At 61.1% G+C, this 20,645-nt stretch carries 18 protein-coding genes and 1 other RNA gene; 11 read left to right on the plus strand and 8 right to left on the minus strand.

The annotated features are described in order from the left end of the window. Positions 1–56: 56 nt before the first annotated feature. The 5 genes from ACFQDI_RS22345 to ACFQDI_RS22365 all read left to right on the plus strand — a co-directional run bounded on the left by ACFQDI_RS22345 (position 57) and on the right by ACFQDI_RS22365 (position 3,794). On the plus strand, positions 57–515 hold the full coding sequence (locus ACFQDI_RS22345) for a hypothetical protein (protein WP_377171147.1): 459 nt from the start codon (positions 57–59) through the stop codon (positions 513–515). 89 nt (positions 516–604) lie between these two features. Next, positions 605–1,510 (plus strand): universal stress protein, encoded by a 906-nt coding sequence (locus ACFQDI_RS22350; RefSeq protein WP_377171149.1) that lies wholly within the window; start codon positions 605–607, stop codon positions 1,508–1,510. 10 nt (positions 1,511–1,520) lie between these two features. Then, on the plus strand, positions 1,521–2,588 hold the full coding sequence (locus ACFQDI_RS22355; protein ID WP_377171151.1) for a sensor histidine kinase: 1,068 nt from the start codon (positions 1,521–1,523) through the stop codon (positions 2,586–2,588). After that, the gene (locus ACFQDI_RS22360; RefSeq protein ID WP_377171153.1) at positions 2,555–3,232 is read left to right on the plus strand and encodes a response regulator; all 678 of its coding nucleotides are present in this window, start codon (positions 2,555–2,557) and stop codon (positions 3,230–3,232) included. Before ACFQDI_RS22355 ends, ACFQDI_RS22360 begins: the two co-directional genes overlap by 34 nt. 196 nt (positions 3,233–3,428) lie before the next feature. Beyond that, positions 3,429–3,794 carry an SWIB/MDM2 domain-containing protein gene (locus tag ACFQDI_RS22365; protein WP_377171155.1) on the plus strand — a complete coding sequence of 122 codons (366 nt, stop codon included), beginning with the start codon at positions 3,429–3,431 and terminating at the stop codon, positions 3,792–3,794. 98 nt (positions 3,795–3,892) lie between these two features. Here ACFQDI_RS22365 and ACFQDI_RS22370 read toward each other — a convergent pair whose 3' ends face one another. Together ACFQDI_RS22370 and ACFQDI_RS22375 are read right to left on the minus strand one after the other, a co-directional pair. Next, positions 3,893–4,189 carry a Dabb family protein gene (locus tag ACFQDI_RS22370; protein WP_377171158.1) on the minus strand — a complete coding sequence of 99 codons (297 nt, stop codon included), beginning with the start codon at positions 4,187–4,189 and terminating at the stop codon, positions 3,893–3,895. A gap of 18 nt (positions 4,190–4,207) precedes the next feature. Continuing rightward, positions 4,208–6,133 carry a sulfatase gene (locus tag ACFQDI_RS22375; RefSeq protein ID WP_377171161.1) on the minus strand — a complete coding sequence of 642 codons (1,926 nt, stop codon included), beginning with the start codon at positions 6,131–6,133 and terminating at the stop codon, positions 4,208–4,210. A gap of 111 nt (positions 6,134–6,244) precedes the next feature. Between ACFQDI_RS22375 and ACFQDI_RS22380 the strand changes: the two genes are divergently transcribed. Continuing rightward, a complete protein-coding gene (locus ACFQDI_RS22380; RefSeq protein ID WP_377171163.1) occupies positions 6,245–7,615 on the plus strand; it encodes an NCS2 family permease in 1,371 nt (456 codons plus the stop codon). Positions 7,616–7,716: 101 nt separating this feature from the next. Here ACFQDI_RS22380 and ACFQDI_RS22385 read toward each other — a convergent pair whose 3' ends face one another. Beyond that, complete coding sequence (locus tag ACFQDI_RS22385) at positions 7,717–9,528, minus strand: ATP-binding cassette domain-containing protein (RefSeq protein WP_377171165.1); 1,812 nt, start codon at positions 9,526–9,528, stop codon at positions 7,717–7,719. Between the two features lie 75 nt (positions 9,529–9,603). On the opposite strand from ACFQDI_RS22385, the gene ACFQDI_RS22390 reads away from it, so the two are divergent. Both ACFQDI_RS22390 and hisI read left to right on the plus strand, forming a co-directional pair. Continuing rightward, positions 9,604–11,136 carry a translocation/assembly module TamB domain-containing protein gene (locus ACFQDI_RS22390; protein ID WP_377171167.1) on the plus strand — a complete coding sequence of 511 codons (1,533 nt, stop codon included), beginning with the start codon at positions 9,604–9,606 and terminating at the stop codon, positions 11,134–11,136. 44 nt (positions 11,137–11,180) lie between these two features. Beyond that, positions 11,181–11,597: a phosphoribosyl-AMP cyclohydrolase gene (hisI, locus tag ACFQDI_RS22395; RefSeq protein ID WP_377171170.1), complete on the plus strand. Its 417-nt coding sequence runs from the start codon at positions 11,181–11,183 to the stop codon at positions 11,595–11,597. Between the two features lie 1,452 nt (positions 11,598–13,049). Here hisI and ACFQDI_RS22400 read toward each other — a convergent pair. Together ACFQDI_RS22400 and ACFQDI_RS22405 are read right to left on the minus strand one after the other, a co-directional pair. Next, complete coding sequence (locus ACFQDI_RS22400; protein WP_377171172.1) at positions 13,050–13,850, minus strand: hypothetical protein; 801 nt, start codon at positions 13,848–13,850, stop codon at positions 13,050–13,052. 48 nt (positions 13,851–13,898) lie between these two features. Further along, complete coding sequence (locus ACFQDI_RS22405; protein ID WP_377171174.1) at positions 13,899–14,996, minus strand: hypothetical protein; 1,098 nt, start codon at positions 14,994–14,996, stop codon at positions 13,899–13,901. A 137-nt stretch (positions 14,997–15,133) separates the two neighbouring features. Between ACFQDI_RS22405 and ffs the strand changes: the two genes are divergently transcribed. Then, positions 15,134–15,228, plus strand: an RNA gene (gene ffs / locus ACFQDI_RS22410) — signal recognition particle sRNA small type. Between the two features lie 25 nt (positions 15,229–15,253). On the opposite strand, the gene ACFQDI_RS22415 is transcribed toward ffs, so the two are convergent. After that, the gene (locus tag ACFQDI_RS22415; RefSeq protein ID WP_377171176.1) at positions 15,254–16,543 is read right to left on the minus strand and encodes a hypothetical protein; all 1,290 of its coding nucleotides are present in this window, start codon (positions 16,541–16,543) and stop codon (positions 15,254–15,256) included. Then, the gene (locus tag ACFQDI_RS22420; protein ID WP_377171178.1) at positions 16,543–16,803 is read right to left on the minus strand and encodes an acyl carrier protein; all 261 of its coding nucleotides are present in this window, start codon (positions 16,801–16,803) and stop codon (positions 16,543–16,545) included. The genes ACFQDI_RS22415 and ACFQDI_RS22420 overlap by 1 nt, the downstream gene beginning before the upstream one ends. 113 nt (positions 16,804–16,916) lie before the next feature. On the opposite strand from ACFQDI_RS22420, the gene trpC reads away from it, so the two are divergent. Beyond that, complete coding sequence (gene trpC / locus ACFQDI_RS22425; protein ID WP_377171180.1) at positions 16,917–17,711, plus strand: indole-3-glycerol phosphate synthase TrpC; 795 nt, start codon at positions 16,917–16,919, stop codon at positions 17,709–17,711. Positions 17,712–17,852: 141 nt separating this feature from the next. On the opposite strand, the gene ACFQDI_RS22430 is transcribed toward trpC, so the two are convergent. Beyond that, positions 17,853–18,755: a LysR family transcriptional regulator gene (locus ACFQDI_RS22430; protein WP_377171182.1), complete on the minus strand. Its 903-nt coding sequence runs from the start codon at positions 18,753–18,755 to the stop codon at positions 17,853–17,855. Between the two features lie 120 nt (positions 18,756–18,875). On the opposite strand from ACFQDI_RS22430, the gene ACFQDI_RS22435 reads away from it, so the two are divergent. Beyond that, positions 18,876–20,282: a DUF1501 domain-containing protein gene (locus ACFQDI_RS22435; RefSeq protein ID WP_377171184.1), complete on the plus strand. Its 1,407-nt coding sequence runs from the start codon at positions 18,876–18,878 to the stop codon at positions 20,280–20,282. Positions 20,283–20,645 lie beyond the last annotated feature (363 nt).

Raw genomic sequence — 20,645 nt, forward strand, 5'->3', positions numbered from 1 at the left:
CGCCAAGGAAAAGAGCATGCATGGTTGGCGGCATCCAGCCGTATCCCTCGACGATCATGAAAAATGCCATCCTCACCTGCCTCGCTCTCAGCCTTTGCTTTCACTCGCTCCATGCCGAGGACAGCCTCAACGACCAGCTTCGGCGCGCTGCTGAAAAACTGAAAAACGAATTCTCCAAAGTGAAGGAGCAGGGGGAGGTCAAAGGCCGCGAGTGGTTCAAAAAAGCCAAGGACCATCTCACCACCAGCCGCGAAGAATATCTCAGCCAGGCCGGCACCGCACTCACCCGTTGGAAGGCCGACATCGATGTCCTCAAGGACCAGGGCGGCCGCGACTACTTCAAGACACGCGTCTCCGCGCTCGAGCAGCATCATGCCTTTGCTGTCAATGAGTTGCAGACTCTCACGGCCATCACCGACGAGGCCCAGTTCCGCGCACGCCAGAAGAGCTTCGACAAAACTCTCTGGACGCTCGAGGCCGCCGTCGAGCAGGCTCAGGAGGAGGCAGGGCTCTGAGCGCAAGCTCCGCCCAGTACGCCGCAATCACGGCGCGGCATTGCATTTTCCAAGAGGCTATGGTGAAATAACCTCAAATCACTCACGCCATGAAAAAGCTTCACCACGTCATCGCCGCCATCGACTTCACCCCTTCCTGTCGTATCGCGCTCCGGGAGGCCGTGCATCGTGCATCTCTGGACGGTGCCGCTATCACCGTCGTGCATGTCATGGATGAATTCCTCGTCCATGAGCTTAAAAACGCCCTCTCCGCAGATCAGGCCACCGTTCGTGCCGAATGGGTGGAGCGGCTCAAAAAGTTTGTGGACGACGCCGAAGTCGGCGCCGCAGTGAACGCTGAGGTGCGCATCGGCAATCCCTTCACCGAACTCGTCGAAGCCTGCCGCGCCCACAGTGCCGACCTGCTCGTCATGGGCGCCAAAGGCTCGCGCAATGAGCCTCACCGCATCGGCGTCATCACCGCCAAGTGTGTCCGCAAGGCCCCCGTGGATGTGCTCGTCGTCCGCGAAGATGCCCAGGGGCCCTTCAAGCAGATCGTCGCCTGTGTCGACTTTTCCGAAAACTCCGCCAAGGCGGTTCAGTGCGCCCTCCACATCGCTCAGCAGGACGGCGGCGCTCTCGACTGCCTTCATGTCTTTCAAAGCGCCCTCGCCATGTCGCTCGACTACGGCGGCTTTGCACCCTCCCTGCCCGCCACCTATGATCCTGAAGCGGTCACAAACTGGCGTAAGGACCTGGCCGTCTTCCTCGAGCCTCTCACCCGTCAGGCGGGTGAGGTAAAGGTTGCCCAGCACGTCACGGAGCGCGTCAACATCCGCGAGGCCATTCTCGATCATGTCAACGAGACTCATGCCACCCTCGTCGTCCTCGGCACCAATGGCAAAACCGGCCTGCGCGAGATGCTCATCGGCACGACGGCTGAAAAAATCGTCCAGCATGCCCCATGCTCGATTCTCGCCGTCAAGCCTGACGGCTTCGTGATCGCCCCTGATTGAACCTATGACCATGAAGGGATCAGCGCCTGAGCAGCCCAGCATCGCCGAGTTGCAGGCCGCGCTTCAGGCCAGCGAGCAGATCTCCAGCGCCATCGTTGAGACTGCCGTCAACGCCATCATCACGATCGGCGCCACCTGCATCATCGAGACAGCCAACACCGCCACGGAGCGTCTCTTCGGCTACCAGCGCTCCGAGCTCATCGGCCAGAACATCAGCATCCTCATGCCCCAGCCCTATCGTGACCGGCACGACGGCTACGTGAGGAGCTATTTGCACACCGGAGTGAAGCGCATCATCGGCATCGGTCGTGAGGTCCTAGGCCAGCGCAAGGACGGCTCCGTCTTCCCCATCGACCTCTCCGTCGGCGAGGCCGTGCTGCCCAGCGGGCGCCGCATTTTTACTGGCATCATCCGCGACCTCACCGAACGCAAGGCGCTTGAGGACAAGATCCTCCACATCAGCGAGGAGGAGCAGGCGCGCATCGGCCAGGACATTCACGATGACCTCTGCCAGCAGCTCGCCGCCATCGGCTGCCTCGCCAAGGTGGCGCAGAAAAACCTCTCCAAGGCCGGCAGCGCCGAGGCCGACAGCCTGGCCGAAATTGTCCAGCTCGTCAGCAAGGCCAACACACGTGCGCGCGAGACATCCCGCGGACTCATGCCTGTGGTCATCGACTCCGGCGGTCTCATGGCCGCCCTGGAGGAGCTCGCCTCCGGCACCGCCAGGGCTTTTGAGGTGGCTTGTGATTTTCGTTACGACAATCCTGTGCAGGTGAATGACAACAAGATCTCCGTGCAGCTCTTCCGCATCGCCCAGGAGGCTGTTTCCAATGCCGTCAAGCACGGCCAGGCCCGCCGGCTGGACATCCATCTCGCACGCCAGAGCGGCAGCATCGTCCTCACCATCCGCGACAACGGCATCGGCATTCCCCAGTCACCCGCCAAAGGAACTGGCATGGGGCTCTTGACCATGAGCCATCGCGCTCAAATGATGGGGGGCACTCTCAAAATCGAGCCCCGTCATGGCGGCGGCACCCAGGTCACATGCAGCGTACCCGCACCAGCGAAAAATCTGTGAAGCGCATCGTCCTCATCGACGATCATCCCATCATGCGCCACGGCCTCGCGCAGTTGATTCGTGCGGAGGACGGGCTTGATGTCATCGGTGAGGCGGGCAGTGCCCGCGAAGGCCTCGATGTCGTCGCCAAGCTCAGGCCGGATCTCGCCGTCGTTGACCTGACCCTTCCGGACAAAAACGGCCTCGAGCTCGTCAAGGACATCCGTGCCCTCCATCCCTCCACTCAGTGCATCGTCCTCTCCATGCACGATGAGACGCTCTACGGCGAGCGCTCCCTTCGCGCCGGCGCCCGTGGTTACGTCATGAAGGAGGAGGCCGCAGACCACCTCGTCGCGGCCATTCACAAAATCATCAGCGGCGGCCTCTATGTCAGCGAAGCTTTGAACGCCCGCATGCTTGAGCAGGTCACCGGCGCCACACGCTCCAAGGCCACGGGCATGGACGCCCTCACGGATCGCGAACTCGAAATCCTCGCGCTCATTGGCAAAGGGGTCGCCACCAAGATCATCGCCTCCCAGCTCAGCATCAGCGCCAGAACCGTTGAGGCCCATCGCGCCCACATCAAGGAAAAGCTCGGCATGAGCGACGGCGCCGCTCTCGTCCGCTATGCGGTTCAGTGGGTGGAAAGTCGGGCAAAGGTCTAGCCGTTTTCGCAGCACTTGCGCCGCTCAAATCGGGCGGCATGAACGGGTTCTCACAGGCCTCCGAGGCACGGCATTTGCTTGCGCTTCTGAGTGCCTGTACGCAGGGAAACAACCTCAAATATTGATGAAATTTGCGTTGACGCTCCGCCGGGCGCTCTCATAACCTCCTCACACGGCAACCGCCGCCAACAACACTATGGCCAAGAAAGCAACCAACGCAAAACCAGCAGCCAAGAAGGCTGCCAAAGCACCAGCAGCAAAGAAGGCTGCCAAAGCACCGGCAGCCAAGAAAGCTGCCAAAGCAAAACGGAAACCCAATCCTGCCCTCATGAAGCCGGTGCAGCCAGACGCGATCCTCGGAGCCGTCGTCGGTACCAAGCCTGCTCCTCGTGGTCAGATCACCAAAAAGCTCTGGGACTACATCAAGAAGAACGGTCTCCAGGACGCGAAGAACAAGCGCAACATCAATGCCGACGAGACATTGAAGGCGGTGTTCGGCGGCAAGAAGACGGTGACGATGTTTGAGATGACCAAGCTGGTCTCCAAGCACATCAGCGCCTGATTCATTCCTGCATTCCTCACGCCGCGCCCGGTGCACGCCAGGCGCGGCGCTTTTTTTGTCTGGCGATCTTTCGCAGCATCATCCGCCTTGGCCCGGCCTCACGGCTTGTGTGCCGTGTAGTCCAGCTCCATGAAATCCTCGACTTCAGGAATCCATCTCTCCTTCACAAACGCCGTGTGCTCGGGGTGGTCGCTGTAAAACGCATAGGCCGCGGCATCCGCAAACTCCATCGAAAGACCAAAGGTGAAGCTGTTCTTCACACTGGTCTGCCGCAGACACTCAAACTTCTGCACCCCCTCGATCTTCGCCAGCTCGCAGGCGGCCGTTAAAAAATCCCGCTCCGCGTTTGAGCCAGGAGCATGCTTGAGACGAAAGGCGACGGTGTGACGGATCATGGTGAAGAAAGGGTGTGTTCAAAAATCCCAGCGCTGCCCCTTGCCTTCGGCTGGCACGACTTCGATCGAGTCAATCTCGGCATCGGGCAGGTAGATACGCAGCGTCCCCAGCGGTCCCTTCTGTTTGATTTCAATCTTCACATCCTGCCACTCCCCGGCTTTCACTTCCAGTGCGTAGGAATGAACCACCCCGGCATCAGCCGGCGCATGGGGCAGGGAGTCGATCTTCCCCGCTCCGCCCTTCTCGCTCCTCACGCGTATTTTCACCGTCGCTGGTCCGTTGAGCCTGGCCATCCCATGCCCCAGAAAGCCGGTGCCGGGTTTTCCGGTGCCCTTCATCGTCAGAATGCCCGCGCTCACCGTGGCCTTGCACTGGCGCTCTTTCCAGTTGTCGAGAGGGTCGGTCTTTGCCGCAGGCGCCTTGCCCGTCGCAGGCTTGTAGGCAGGGTTCGCTCGCGGGTAGCTCGCGCCGGTGTCATTCAAAAATCCGTCAATCAGCGCATCCAGCTCCTTCACCTTGTCAGGCATCTCCATCGCAAGGTCATGCTCTTCACCCAGGTCTTCTCGCAGGTTGTAAAGCTCGTGCGTGCAGGGATTCCCAAACCATCTTAGCAGCTTGAAATCTCCGCGGCGCACCCACACACCACCGGCACGGTTCGCTCCCCCGTGCGGATGGTAGTTGAAGTAGGCCTCGCGCTTCAGCTCGCCTTCACCTTTCAAGACCTTCGCATAACTCACGCCATCAAAAGTCTGTCGCTCCGGCTTCTCAATCCCGAGGAGGTCGATCACCGTCGGGTAAATGTCGATCGGCCCTACAATGGCCTCGCTCAGGCTCCCAGGCTTGATCTTGCCCGCCCAGGCCCACATCATCGGCACACGAGTGCCGCCTTCATACAGCGTGCCTTTCCCATCGCGCAGCGGTGTGTTCATCGTCGGCGGTTGGTTTCCCGCCCACTTGCGCCAGTCAGCCAGAAACGCGCCCTTGTTCTTCTCCGCCGCCTCTGTTTTCCCGGTGCCCGGCACATTGCTGTGCGCATTGCCACCGTTGTCGGAAGTGAAAATGATGATCGTGTTGTCCGCGACTCCCTGCTTCTCCAGTTCCGCCAGGATGCGCCCAAAGCACTCGTCCACGCTCTTCAGCATCGACGCCATGATCGGATTTCCCTGCCGCCCGCTCGGATCTTTTTTCGCTGCAAAGTACTTCGTATATTCCACCTTGTGGCCCCATGGCCCATGCACGCCATAGCACCACAGGTTGAGGAAAAACGGGCCGCCCTTGCTTCCCTCAATGAACTTCACCGCCTCCGCTGCCTGCCGGTCCACAATATACTCCCCCTGCGGCCCGTCCGTGATCGTTCCCACTTTCGTCTTGCCGCCGGGCTTGCCCTCAGGCAGCACCCCATACGGTGAAAAATATTCCCCAGGAGGCCCCGGGTCTGGGTGGCAGTGAAACGCCACATCAAAGCCCTGCTGCTCCGGCCAGTACGGCTGCGTCAGGCCCAGGTGCCATTTGCCGATATGCGCCGTGCGATAGCCCGCCCCCTTCAAAGTCTCCGCCAGCGTGATCTGTGCAGGCTCCAGGTAGTTCTTGCTCTCCGGCAGCAGCATCGGTGCTGTCGCAGGTGCAGTTTTGGGCAGAAACACATGCCCCGCCTCCTGCGGTGGCTGGTGCCCGCTCGCTGTTGTGATGCCATGCCTTGCCGTGTACTGCCCGCTCAGGATGCTCCCTCGCGTCGGCGAGCACAGCGGCTGCGCATACGCATTCGTAAACCGCATCGCCCGCGTCGCGAACGTGTCGATGTTGGGCGTCTCATAATATTTTGAGCCATACACCCCGCTGTCCATCCAGCCCATGTCATCCACCAGAAAGAGCACCACATTGGGTTTCCCCCACAGGGCTGAAGGCAGAATGACGCAGAGTGAAAAAAGCAGCAGGGACTTCATGGACCGCTTTCAACGTTGGTCCCCGGTGGCGAATTGCTCACAAATTCAGGCCCGGCCGCTCTGCCGAATCAAATTGCAGGCCCTTCCTTCCGCGCTCCTCTCCATTCCGGCATGAATGCTTTCTTCAAGCTGCATCAGCATGGCTCGTCCGTCCGCACCGAGGTCCTCGGCGGCGTGACCACTTTCACCACCATGGCCTACATCATGGTGGTCAATCCGGCCATCCTCTCCTTCGCCGGCATCCCTGCGGGCCCCGGCACCGTGGCCACCATTTTGACGGCGGCGGTGGGCTGTCTGCTCATGGCCCTGATCGCCAACCGCCCCATCGCAGTCGCACCCTACATGGGGGAAAATGCCTTTATCGCCTTTGGTCTCGCTTCATTGGGCATTGGCTGGGAGCAGCGCCTCGGCGCGGTGTTTGTCAGTGGCGCGCTGTTTCTCGTCATCACCCTCCTCGGCATACGTGGCTGGCTGGCGAATTCCATTCCAGCAGGCCTCAAGCACAGCTTTGCCGTCGGCATCGGTCTGTTCCTCGCCTTCATCGGCCTGTATGAAACCGGCGTCATCACCAGCTTTGTCACCGGCATGCCTCCCCAGGCTTTGCAGGCAGACGCCCACGGCCTGCTCCTCGCCCCCGCACTCCCGGTCAAAATCGGCAACCTCCGGGATCCCCAGGTCCTCCTCGCTCTCGGCGGCTTCCTGCTCATGACCATGCTCATGATTCGCAAAGTACGCGGCGCGCTCCTCATCGGCATCGTCATCACGGCGCTTGTCGGTGGTCTCCTTGGCTTCGGCCATGCGCCTACAGCCATCGCTGCGCTGCCCTTCACCGGTGAGTACGATCTCAGCCGCATCGCCTTCAAACTGGACATCGCCGGCGTTCTCCAGCTCAGTTTCCTCCCCGTGCTGCTCACCCTCTTCCTGATGAGTTTTCTCGACACCCTCGGCACACTCACCGGCCTCGGGGCCGCAGCGAATCTGCTGGATGAAAAAGGCAATTTCCCCCAGGTTGAGAAGCCCATGCTCGTCGATGCGCTCACCTGCATGTTCAGCGGGCTTGTCGGTACTTCCACCAGCGGTGCCTACATCGAGTCCGCCACCGGCATCAGCTCAGGCGCACGCACCGGCCTCGCCTCGCTCGTCACGGCAGCCCTGTTTGCCCTCTCATTGTTTTTCATCCCCCTGATCGAGCCCCTGCAGCAGCTCCGCTTCGCTTACGGCCCGGCCTTGATCGCCGTCGGCGTGTTGATGACCGGCTCCGTGCGCCGCATCGATTTCGAGGATCTCACCGAGTGGGTCCCCGCCTTCGTCACCATCGTGATGATGCTCTTCACCTGCAACATCGCCAACGGTCTCACCGCCGGCCTCGTCGTACATCCAGTCCTAAAGTTCGCCTCAGGCCGCGCACGCGAACTCAACACCTGCACCCTCGTGCTCGCCCTGCTTTGCGCCGCTTATTATCTCTTCGGCCTGCCTCATTAGCGCATTCAAAGCGGCGGGGTGAGGGGGACGACGGGCACATTTCGCCAGTTCAAAAACCACCGTCAACAATCGTCAACCACGGTCAACGACCGTAAACTCCCTCACGAGTCCCACTGGCTCCGTTGCACGCCGATGAAGCACATGCCCAGCCCGACCAGCACATGCACAAACAGCACAAATCCGGCGATGGCCGGGCTGATCAGGTCGGTTGAGGTGACCTGCTTCACCGCGTCATAAAAGGCCGTGCTGCGCATGCTGCTCAGGCTCCCGCTCCAGCTCCAGAACGCCACCACCAGCGGCTGCACCCAGTTCTCCAGCCAGTTAGGCAGGGTCAGCACGGCGCCAGACAGCGGAAGCTGAAAGCCCACCAGGTAGATGCACAGGATCGTCGCCTTTTCCGGCGTCTTGCTCATCGCGGAGATGCCCAGGCACACGCTGGTCATCGCCGCAGACGCCAGGACCAGCAGCACCAGCTTCGTTGCCAGGTCTCCTGGCAGCCCTCCGGTCACCATGTCCACGAAGAACCCCATCCATAAGCTCTGTGCCAGCACGAACATGCCCAGGAAGATCACCTTGCTCCCGATGTACGCAAACGGGTGCAGTCCCCCCAGCTTCTCTCGCTCCAGGATCAGCCGCTCAGAGGCAATCTCCCGCGCCGCGTTGTTGCTCGCCATCAGCGTCACCAGCACCACCTGCAGCATGATCAGCCCGGAGACCAGCCCCCCCGCTTTCAGCTGCTCCTCCTGGTGCTGTTTCATCTGCTGATACTCCTGCTGGATGTTGTCATCCTGGTGCGTCGAGAGCGCGCGCAGCGGCTTGATCCCGTCCAGCGCAAAAATGACCACCAGCAGCGGAAACCCCAGCAGCATCGCCAGGTGCAGCCACACCTGCGCCTTGTCCCTTCGGAAGATCGTCCAGCGCCGCCTCAGCAGTTCGAAAAGCTGCGTCATCATCGACGGCGTTTCCACCGGCGGCAGATCATGGTGCTCATGAGTCTCCACAGGCTCGGGCTTTGCCACCGTCCGTTCTTCACGCACATAGGTCTTCGACGGCCCGCTGCTCTTTGCCGCCTCCTTTTCTGGCAGCGCCCGCTTCCCGTCAAAGCCATGTCGCTCGTAATAGGTCTTCTGATGCTTCTCCCACGACTCATGCCAGTCGCCGGCCTTCCGCTCCGTCAGCTTCAGGTAGACCTCCTCCGGGTGCTCGGCGGCAAAGTAGTGCATCATCGCCTTCGGCGGTCCATGGTACGTCAGCACTCCCTGGTACATCACCATCACGCTGTCATACGCATCCAGGCTCGCCAGGCTGTGCGTCACATTGACCACCACACGCTTCGGGTGCCCGCGCGAAAGCTCGCGCAGCAGGTTGGTGATCTCGTTTTCAGACTTCGGGTCCAGTCCGCTCGTCACCTCGTCACACAGCAGCAGGCAGGGGTCGGTCACCAGCTCCAGCGCCAGCCCCAGGCGTCGTTTCTGCCCTCCGGACAGCACCTTCACCTGGCGGTCTGAGAGGTGGGTCAGCCCGGTCACCTCCAGGATGTGGTCCAGCGCCGGTATGAAATCTTCCGTCTGCGACAGCTGCGTGCGCAGCACCATCGCGCTCGCGATGCTTTCTTCTACCGTCAGAAGATCGTACGCCACGCTAAACTGGGGCACATATCCCAGGTCTCCAGGGTGCAGGTCCTCTTCATCGCTCAGGTTTCTTCCGTCCCACAGCAGCTCCCCGGAGCTCTGCTGCAGGATGCCCGTGATCACCTTCAGCAGCGTCGTCTTGCCACAGCCGGACGGGCCCACGATCGCCACCAGGTGCGCAGGCGGCACGTTGAAGCTTACTTCCCGGAGAAGATGCAGCGTGCCGCTCTCCGAGTCCTGCGGAGCTTCGACTTCAAGACAAACGTTGAGTGCTTTGAGCATACAGGTTAAATAAGTGCCCGACACTAGGCCGGGGACTCATGCCCTGGCGACGAAAAAATTCAAACCGCCACCAAAATGCAACGCCGTACCCGACCGGGCAAACGTCCCTATTCCTCCTCGTTCAGGTGGCTCTGGTGGCTGGCGGCATTGTTCCTCGTCAGCGCTGTCGTTCTGGTGCTGCTGGCGCCCTCGCTCGTCACCGGCTACATCCGCACCTACTTGCAGAAGGATGATTTTCGCCTCAAGGCTCAGGACATGCTCGCAGCTCGCATGGACGGCAGCGCCCGCATCGCACCGCTCGTCTGGAATGACGACACCGTCACCGTGGCCGATCTCTCTCTCACCAGTCCTGCGTGGAATCTGGATGCCGGAGGCTTGCACGCCTCCCTCGACTTCGGTGCCATTCGGCATGGAAAATGGAGCATCCAGAATTCAGGAGCCGACGACCTCTCACTGCGCCACACCACGGCTCCCACCGCCGGCGCTCCACCCGCGGCCACCACCGCCGCCTTTGATGACAGCGACGACGGCATCCCTTCTTTCCTCCGCCGTTACATCCCCAGCCAGACCCTCATCAGCGGCTTCGAGGTTCACCGCTTCACCTTTGAGCAGGAAGGCTGGCGGATAGCCGAAGCACAGCTCAGCCTCGGCGCCTGGCGCAGCGGAGAGGTTTCCGCGTCGGCCAGGCTCAGCGGCGGCAGATTGCAGACCCCCATTCAGGCTCCGCAGCAGAAAGAGCCGCTCCAGTTTGATCTCACCAAGGCCACCCTTCGCGCCGGCGAAAGCCAGTTTCAGGTCAGCGATGCCACCCTGCGTTGGAAGCAGGCTTCCCAGGCTACCCTGCGCGGCTCCCTGAAATACCAGACCGGCGCATGGCAGCTCTTCACACACGTCAAGGCACTGCCGCTCGACGAGTTTCTCGACGAATGGTGGAAGCAGCGCCTCTCCGGCAGAGTCGAGGGCGATCTTGAAATGTCGGGCTCGCGCACCTCCCCCCTCACATGGAAGGCCGATGTCGCGCTCAAAGACGCCGCCCTCACCGGCTTGCCCATTCTCGACAAGCTCGTCACCTACACCAATGCCCATCGGTTCAAACGCCTCGTGCTCGACATCTGCAGCGCCTCCATCCGGCCCAAAGGTGACTTCCTCCACATTGACCACATCATCGTTCAGTCCAATGGACTCCTTCGCATCGAAGGCTCCCTCACCATTCGTGGCCGTGCACTCGAGGGCGATTTTCTGCTCGGTGTCACCCCCGAGACCCTGAGCGGCATTCCCGGCGCAGGCAACCGCGTCTTTGTTGACGCCAATCCCGCCGGCCCTCCCGGTCTTCAATGGGCCCGCGTCCACGTCGTAGGCACCCTCGACGCCCCGCAGGAAGATCTCAGCAGCCGTCTCATCGGCGCGGCCGGCATGTCTCTGCTTCTCGACACTCCCGGCGCTGTCGTCGGCAAGGGCGCTGAAACCTTGCTCAAGCCCGTGCTCGGTGAAGACGCCGCCAAATTGCCAGGCAAAATCATCAACGGAGCCGGGGGCGTCATCGAAAACGGCGTCAATGCCGGCACGGGCCTCCTCAAGAGCGTGCTCCCCGTCTTTCCTGGAAAATGACGTGGTTGCACCGCGGGGATGTGCCGCTAGCATAGGGCCGTCCCATGTCCGCATCACCTCCCATTTCTTTTGCCGCCCGTGACTCGAAGCATGCCATTGAAGAAGGCATGCTCTTTGCGCCGAAATTTGATGAGCACGGTCTTATGCCAGCGATGGCGGTGGACGCAGACACCGGCGCCCCGCTCATGCTCGCCTACATGAACGAGCAGTCTCTCAAAATGACCCTGGAGCTCGGCCAGGCGGTTTACTGGAGCCGCAGCCGCAACCAGCTCTGGCACAAAGGCGCCACCAGCGGTGAATTTCAGGAAATCATCGACATCCGCACAGACTGTGACCAGGACGCCCTGGTCCTTCGCGTAAAGCAGCATGGCGGCGGCTGCTGCCACACCAAGCGTCCCACCTGCTTCTATCGCGTCGTCAAAGCAGCAGACGGGGAAGCCCTGCTCGAGCCTGCTTCATAAGACTCCGGCCTCCTCAGTCCGAGGCAGTCCGCAGCCCACGCACTCCGGCAAGCCTCACCGGCGCTTGTCATGCCACGGCCTGTTGAAAACGGGTCCGTTTCAATCGCTCGCTGCATCGGGCGCAAGGCCGTGGTGCTTGGAGCATTTTAAATTGATTCATGCTCGGGGTATCATTGGGCGGCAAAGCAAATCCCCTCTCCCCGCCGCTCATGCCATGGCTTCAGGGTTGCCTTCGGGGAGCCGTGGCGAAGCGAAGACAGACGAAGTCAAAGGCCGGGTGAGGAGACACTTCGAGGCGACGTGAGCTTTGACCCCATGATCTGTTGAAAACAGGTCTGTGTGCTGGGCGCAGCAGAGATGTTTTCTTCAAACAGAAGCGAGGCTGGCACTCAGGCCGTAGGTCGGCCGTGTTTGGCGTCGAGCGCGTTTTTCCAACACCCACCGCCTTCTCCGCCAAACCGCCCGACCACGAGGACTCTCCTATGCCAAGCTCTTTGCAGCACGCTCACAGCCGGCTTCATGCTTCGCACGGCGTGCTTCGAAGTATCGCCACGACCCTCCTACGCCGTCATGCAACACTCTTCTCGCCAAGGTTGGCTTTAGACCAGTTCTTGAAGATAACAGGCAAGCGACTAACGCAGCCAATGGGGCCGATCCGCCGCCCGGGCAATGTGACAAGATTTTCGAGAGCTGGTCCAGCCTCCGGTCTCATTCTCAACGGCGCGTGGTATCAGCAGCCCCTCAAACCGGCCTTTTGACTCGTGTTTCACTCGTCCTTCGGGCTGCCTTACAGCAGTCCATCTGCGCTGCGGTTCCCCAAAGATAAAAGCATTTGTTGAAGAATGCATGGCGTGGGGAGGGGAACTCACCACCATGAATCGGCCATGGGATCATTTAGAATGCTTTGATCGACATTCATAACAGACCGGTTGTTAGCCGTCAGGTATTGCTCCAACTCCAGTCCACCATGGACAGTTAAAAACCACGGCTGCCGAACCGCCGTCGTCATTACCCTCTGGCTTCGAGCGCTTCCAGCGCATCGCCGCAGGCGACACACTTTGTCGGACCGTCTCTTGAAAAGAATGGCCGTTTGCTCCGGCGGGTGCAGCGGCCCCTATGGCAGGCAAGCCGCGCCTTCTTCCATTTGAAAACAACAGGCAATAGCTGCCACAGACAAATCAGGCCACTCCGTTGCAGGGCAGTCGGACAGAATATTTGGGCCCCAGCCTAGCGGCTCCCCGGAACCATGCCGCCGTACTTGGCATTGCCTTCCCAGGACCGTGGTCGATTCCAGGGCAGACTGCTGTACTGGCTCCCATCAGGTCCCACCACTTTCTTGCGTTTCGGCTCATCCGAAGCGCAGGAAGAAAGGGTGCATGCAGAAATAACGGTCAAAAGCAGAAGGCTGAGCAATCGTGTCTTCATGAGGGCTCTACCTATGCGCGTGAACAATCAGTTTTGCACCAGGTTTTCGAGGATCACGCGATCTCCTGGCATGATTACCTGGCCGTTGACCACAGCGTTCGGCACGATGGAAGCCATCGAATTCTTGCCCTCAACGGACATGATGCTGATTTTGCCCACGGTCTGAGCACCACGGGTGACGATCAGCTTGGTCTGCTCGGTCAGGCCCGCGCTCTTGCCGGCATCGATGATCACAAAACCCCAGTCGTAGTTCACAGCCACCACGCGTGAGCTCAGGCTGTTACGCTCGAAGTTTTTGCGGCGGTCTTCGATCTTATGCATCACCTCGTCCACACGCTTCTGGATGCCTGCCACCTTGTCTTCTTCGGCGGCCACTTCCTTCTTCTTGATCTCGGCCTGAGCTTCAAATTCCAGCTTCTCTTTCTTCAGCTTTTGGATGTCCTCGGCCATCGTTTCCGGTTTCATGCCCTGGGGCAGTCCCTTGAGGAGCTCAGCCTGCTCCTGCTTCTTCTTCTCTTTGACGACAAGTTCTTCCTGGTTGCGTGTGATCTCTTCCTGTGTCTGCGCCAGTTTGTTTCTCTGGGCCTTCAGCTTCTCCGCCTCGACATCCAGATCTCCCTGCACACGGGCGATTTCAGCCGCCAGCTTCGGCAGCTCACCCGTGCCTGGACGCAGCAGCTTGTCCTGGTTTTTCTTTTCGCCGATGATCTCCGCATTGACGCCTGCGATTTTAGTCCGCACATCGGCAAACTCCCGCCCGTTTTGATAGGCAAAGAAGCTGGCTACGAGGATCACCACTGCGCTAAGGATGAAAAGAACTTTGGTCATGGGAAAGGGAGTCTGGGAAAAAATCAGGAGACGAACGTCTGGCGGTGCTTACTTGGCGGGAGGGGCGGTGCCAAAAGGATCGGCAGTGCTGGGAGGCGTCGCGCCACCGGCTGGAGGCGTTGCAGGTGGGGCGGTCCCGAAGGGATCACCACCCATGGCAGGCGCAGCTGCTGGCGCTGGAGCGGCTGCTGGTGCACCAAACGGATCGCCGCCCATGGCAGGGGCAGCAGGCGCTGGAGCCGCTGCTGGCGCACCAAACGGATCTCCACCCATCGCAGGTGCTGTCGGGGCTGCTCCTCCGGCAGGTGCAGCGGCCGCAGGTGTCGTTGTTCCTTCCGCAGGTTTGGCGGCAGCCGCTGCCTTCTTGGCGCTCTGCTCGGCGGCGGCGACCACCAGGTCTCCCGCACGGATGTGTTCGCCTTCGGCCAGGCTGCCCTTGACCAGGTCTGCCACAGAGGAGTTTTGCTCCACATCGCGCACCTTCAGCTTGGCCACCACGTCTTTGCCACGTTTCACTTCAAGGTCTGCGTTCGCAAAAACACCGCCACCGTTGCCCTTGTTCAGAACCACAAAGCCCCAGTCGGTGTAGGAGTAGGCGACTTTGGCCGTGAAGTCATCGTCCACGATGCCGCTGCGGCCACGTGCTTCACGCTCTTCGGCTTCCTTGGCCGCATTCGTCAGCTTCGTGATTCTTTCCTGTGCCGCCGCCAGATGCTGGATCTGGTTGGCCAGCGCCGCTTCGGCCTCGGAGCGCTCCTTCTTGATGACTTCGATCTGGGCCAGCAGTGCGGTAATGTCTCCGGCGGCGTCGATTTCCTTCTGGTTTTGAGTCACCACCTTGGTCGTCTGCTCCAGATTGGTCTTCACCGCAGCCAGTTCCACCTCGGCCTGCTGCACCTTGGCGGCAAAATCTGCGACGGAGGTTTTGGTGGTTTCGAGCTCCTTGTTCGCCATGTCGCGCTGCGCTTCACGGCCTTTTTTCGCCTCATCGGCTTTGGCGATGTGAGCCCTGATTTCGGCCAGGTTATCCTTCGCAAAACCTTCGCGTTTGCGCTCCTCCACCAGCAATTTCTGGTTGGTCCAGGCGAAATAGCATGCGGTGCCGAGGCAGACGGCGGAGAGGGCAGAGAGGATTTTCCAGACCATACAAAAAGCGTAATTTGAGAATTTAAAGACTAATTTTTACCGGAACCGCTGGGTTTCGACAACACCAATTTTCAGCCATTTTGCCTTTAGTCTGCAATCTTGCTTGTGTGCAGTGAGCCCTGCGGCTAGATCAGCCTTGTCAGGGGCCGCGGATGTTCAGCTTGCGAACCCCGCCAGGTCCTGACGGAAGCAACGGCAGCCTGCCTGTCCATGTCGCGGTTCCCTGGCACTTTTATCTCCTTCATTGCACACGTTTTTCACGCAATGCCGGTCAAATCCGACCGTATCCGCTCCTCCAGAGCTTCTGCCTCAGCTTGGTCTAGGCAATCTCCCCTCCAGGCCACTGTCACGGTGATCCTTCCGGCATAGTCCGAGGCAAAAATCCCCAGCCCTGGCGGCGTGCACACACTGGGTATCGTGAAGACATTCTCCACCTCCGCCCCGCCAAGCTCAGAGCAGCCTTTCAGGAAGGTGCCGGTGTGGGAATGGAAAAGGCTGCAGATCTGTCCCCGGTTGGTCAGGCGCACCGCGCCGATGAATGCTCCCAGCGGCAGGTAGCTGGCCAGCGTCATGAGAGCCTCCGAGGCCTGCGGGGTGCCCAGCTTCATCGCTTCACGGTATTTCACTAAAAGATGTGCGACCGCCTCATCCAGGCTCCCTAGAGCACTGGCCTCAAGAAACAGCGGCAGCGACCCCATGTGATTCCCAAAGATCAGCTCCCGGCTCCTGCCTCGCAGTTGCGTCGGCAGTTGCAGGTGGATCTCCGGGCTGCTCCATCCGCGCCGTTCATGCAGCAGCCTCAGCGCACGCGCGGCGACGGCCGCATAAAAAGGCATCTGCATGAAGTCACCGCACAGTTCCCGCAGTCGTGTCAGGGCTCTGCTGGATTCTTCAGCGCTCAGCTCGATCAGCCGGTACTCAGGTCTCCCTCTTTGCGGCATCCCCTTGATCCACGCCGAGAGGCAGCCTGCCGTGGTCATCGCCTGCAGCCTGTCCATCAGCGGTTTGGCTCGCCGGTACAGCCGGCCAGGGGGCTCGCTCTGTGTAGGGGGCGGCGGTGGCGGTCCATGCGCGCAGCCTCCTGCCGCCAGTTTTTCCAGCAGCAGATTGACCCCCGTCCCATCGAGCAGCGCATGCCGCCACGTCAGCATCAAGCTGTGGCAGCCCTCTTCACCCCAGGGAAAAACTTCCATCCACAGGGGCGTGCTCAGTTCACCCTCGCTGCTTTTTCCCTGCAGCCGCTCTTGGATGATTTCCACCCCCGGGGGCTGCTCCTGCGCAGCATGCCAGACAATCGGGGGCGGCGGGATCGGCCCGCTCGTTTCCCACCCCCATCGCCAGCCACGCCATTGACGTTTCAGCCGCGCCCCCAGCATCGGGTGCTGGGCATGCACCTCCTCCCAGGCCTGTCTCAGAGCCCGTTCGTCAGGCCTGCCCTTCAGCCTCACCAGGGTCACTCCCCAGTGAGTCCCTTGCCCGCTCTGGCGCATGAAAGACTCCAGTCCGGCGAGGAAAAAATCGACCGTGGTGGCGGGCAGGATCGACATCACGCGGCCAGGCGGCGTTTTTCACCCAAAAAGCCCGCCAGCGCGCTCGCTGTGGCAAAACGCTCCCGCGTCATCTCCGCTGGGTTCACCGTCAGTCCAAACCTCTCCTCAATCTGCAGCAGCAGCTGCATCATGGCCATGGAGTCCAGCCCCATGGAAAAGAGATCCGTGTCTGGGGCCAGGGGTTCCTGGGGTTCAAGGATGTGTTCTGTGGTCAGCAGTTCGATCACAGCAGCGGGACTGATGGGCGCTTCAGGCATTCCTTGTAGAAAGAGCCTGCATCCTATAGGACGTCAAGAATCCCCTGCATGCCTATTTTGCTCTCAGTAGAGGGTTGCACAACGTCATCCCTCCGCCACCATGCGCACCCCCTATGAATAAGCTGGACGAAATCATCGCCCACAAGCACACCGAACTGCAACGCCTGCTGCCCCGCGCTGAAAAGCTCCGGGCCGCCGCCGCCTTGCGCAATGACGTCCGTTCCTTTTACGACGCCCTCCGTGCCGACCCCACCCGCCTCAGCATCATTGCCGAGGTCAAGCGCGCCTCACCCTCCGCAGGCACCATCGCAGCGGACTTCGATCCCCTCACTATTGCCCGCGGCTACGAAAAAGCCGGCGCCAGCGCCATCTCCGTCCTCACAGACGAAAAATACTTCCAGGGCCGACTCGAATACCTCTCGCTCATCCGCGAGCAGCTCGACATCCCCTGCCTCCGCAAGGACTTCATCATCCACGAGGCCCAGATCTTCGAAGCCGTCGTCGCTGGTGCCGACGCCATCCTCCTTATCGTCGCCGCTCTTGATCAGCCCACCCTCGAGCACCTCCTCGAAGTCGCCAGCACCTTCCAGCTCGATGCCCTCGTCGAAGTTCACAATCTCCCCGAACTCGAACGCGCCCTCGCCACAGACGCCCGCATCATCGGCGTGAACAACCGCAACTTGAAGTCCTTCACCGTCGACCTCGCCACCACCGAAGAGCTCGCCGAGGAAGTCCCCGACGACATCGTCCTCGTGGCCGAAAGCGGCATCAAAACCCCCGCCGATGCCACCCGCCTCGCCGCCGCCGGCGCCGACTCCCTCCTCATCGGCGAGACCCTCATGCGCAGCTCCAATATCCTCGCCGACCTCCCCCTCTTCCGCGCCCCCACAGCGGCGGCGCATGAATAGGAGGAATAATCGCGGCCATATAGTGGCTGCCCCCGCAACACTTCCGGCATAGGAAACGCCTCCTAGATGGAGGAGCCATCCAAGCCTGTAGCGAAGGGTTGAGCGAAGCGACACCCCTCGCTATACCCCTCCAATCACGCCCTACCCCTTCGCTATCTGCGCCGCCAGCTCCGCGATCAGGCTCGTCAGCGTTGTCAGCTCCTTGCTAGCCTCCTGCTTTGGCAGCACCAGCAGCAGTTCCGTCGTCGGCACCGGCGCCGCCAGCGGCACAAACACACATCCCCCATGCGGCATCTTGCTGGCATGCTCCGGGATCAGCGCCACCCCGCCCAGGGTCGTCACCGTCCCCAGCATCATCGAGAGCGAATCCACCTCGCTCACGATCTGCGGATCAAACCCCGCCTGCTGGCAAATCGACCTCAGAAACTCACGCCGTCCCGGAAAGGACGCATCAGACAGCGACACCCACCGCTCATCCTTCAGTGCCGCCAGCTTGATCACCTTCTTCTTCGCCAGCGCATGATCTTCCGAAACCAGCGCCGCCATCTTGTGCCGTGACAGCGTCCGCGTGTTGAAAAAAGCGCGGTCACTCTCCGAGATGTTCCCCAGGATCGCCGCATCCAGCTCATGGTTCCTCAGCCGGTCCAGCTGTGCTCGCGGTGGCAGCTCAAACAGGCTCACTTGCGCCTTCGGGTGCCGCTGGCGGAATTCCCTCACCGCAGGCACCACCAGGTCATCCAGAAACGGCGCCAGAAATCCCAGCCGCAGCGTCCGCCTTGCCTTGCCATACTGCTCCCGCAGTTGCTGCGCGCTCGTCTCCGCATCACACACGATCTGCCTCGCCTTCGGCAAAAAAAATCGGCCCGCCTCAGTCAGATAAATACGTTTCCGAATACGGTCAAACAACGCCACACCCAGCTCCGCCTCCAGCACGCCGATCTGCCGGCTCAGCGCAGGCTGCGTCACATGCAGTCGCTTGGCCGCGGCAGAAATGCTCAAATCCTCGGCGGCGGCGATGAAGTAACGAAGCTGGTGAAATTCCACCCCGGATCAGACCACAGACCCGCCCCATGCGCAAATCGTCCGCTCATCCGTAAGGCGGCCTTTTGGCGAACGTAGGTGGCTTGCGCGCATTTTATGGACTCACCGCTTTTTCGTCCCTCAATGGACCGCCGGGCCTTTCTCACGGCCTCGACGCTGGGCCTCGCATCGCTGCGTTGCGGCCCTGCACTAAAAGCTTCCACCGGCCCCGGAGTTCCCGCCGCCACCCTTGCAAAGCCTGCCAAATCCACCGTCCTCTTCTTCCTCTGCGGCGGCGCCTCCCACATCGACATGTGGGACATGAAGCCCGAAGCCCCCCTGGAGTTTCGCGGCGAGTTCAGGCCCATCCGCACCACCGGCTCAGACATCCGCCTCTGCGAGCACCTGCCCCTCCTCGCCAAACAAGCGCACAACTTCGCCCTCGTCCATGGCGTCACCGATGGCGGTCGCGCCACTGGCGACCACCACGCCGGCTACTATTACAATCTCACCGGCCACGCCCCCGATCTCACCTTCAAGCAGCAGGGCAACGACCGCCGCCCCTATCCCGAAGACTGGCCCTACATGGGCAGCGTCGTCGGCATGAAGCGCCCCCCGCACCCTTCACTCCCGCAGATCATTTCTCTGCCGCACAAGCCCAGCAAGCTGCCCTTCACCCGCCCCGGCCAGTTCGCAGGCCGCATCGGCATGGAGCACGATCCCTTCTATCTTACCGGCAGCTTTGACGAACCCCTGAACTTCAGCGCCCCCACCATCTCCATGTCCGGTGCCATGAGCGCCGCACGCATGCAGGACCGCCACGCCCTGCTCAACGCCATGAATCAGGCCCGCCGTGAGCTCGATCACGAAGCCGCAGTCCAAAACTACGTGAAGCAGCAGGAGCGTGCCTTTGACCTCCTCTCATCCAGCGGCACCTCAAACGCCTTCGACATCAAGTCAGAGCCCGACAAACTGCGCGAGCGCTACGGCCACACCATCAACGGCACCAGCCTCCTCATGGCACGCCGCCTTGTCGAAGCCGGCGTCCCCTTCGTCACCGTCTTCTGGAAGGAAGACGAAAGCATCGCCAAGCAATGCAAAAGCGCCGGCGGCTGGGACACCCACGGCGACAACTTCAACTGCCTTCGCAAGTACCTCCTCCCGCAGTTTGATCAGGCCTTCTCCGCCTTCATGGAGGACATGTCCTCCCGTGGCCTGCTCGATGAAACACTCGTCCTCGTCACCAGCGAAATGGGTCGCATGCCCAAAGTCGGCGACCGCCGCTCTGGTGGCACCCTCGGCGCAGGCCGCGATCACTGGACCTCCTGCATGAGCGTCCTCATGGCAGGGGCTGGTATCCGTGGCGGCCAGGTCGTTGGCGAAACCGACGCCCGCGCCGAGCTCCCCAAGGACCGCCCCATCTACCCCGAAGACATCACCAAGACCGTCTATTACGCCATGGGCATCCAGGACCTCGAAGCCAAGGACAAGCTCGGCCGCGCCTACAACCTCCTCGATGAAGGCAAGCCCCTCACCGAACTCTTCGGCTGATCCTTTTCATGATGCCTCGCATGAATGCCACTCGGTCAAGGCGGGCTGTCGTTAGTTCCATCCTGTCAGAACACCGGGGCAGGGGAGGGAGAAGGCGAAGACCTTCAGCAGCGATGCCAGCACTCCACGTTCTCCTGAGAGAACGCCCTTCCCTTTCGTCACTTAACTCCGCGCGGGCACCAGCCCCAAAGGGGCTGCGGAATACAGCCCAGGGTCAGCCGATCCTCAGCGAGGCGACCCTGGGTATGCCAGCAAGCATATTGGAAAGCAAACCCAGCGCCTTCTTCGCACACCGCGCGCACCAGCAGCGTCCTCAGTGTACCACCGCCGCAGGCTGTGCGCCCCGCCGACTCCAAGATCAAC

This window comes from Prosthecobacter fluviatilis, assembly GCF_042655725.1.
GTDB classification, from domain to species: domain Bacteria; phylum Verrucomicrobiota; class Verrucomicrobiia; order Verrucomicrobiales; family Verrucomicrobiaceae; genus Prosthecobacter; species Prosthecobacter fluviatilis.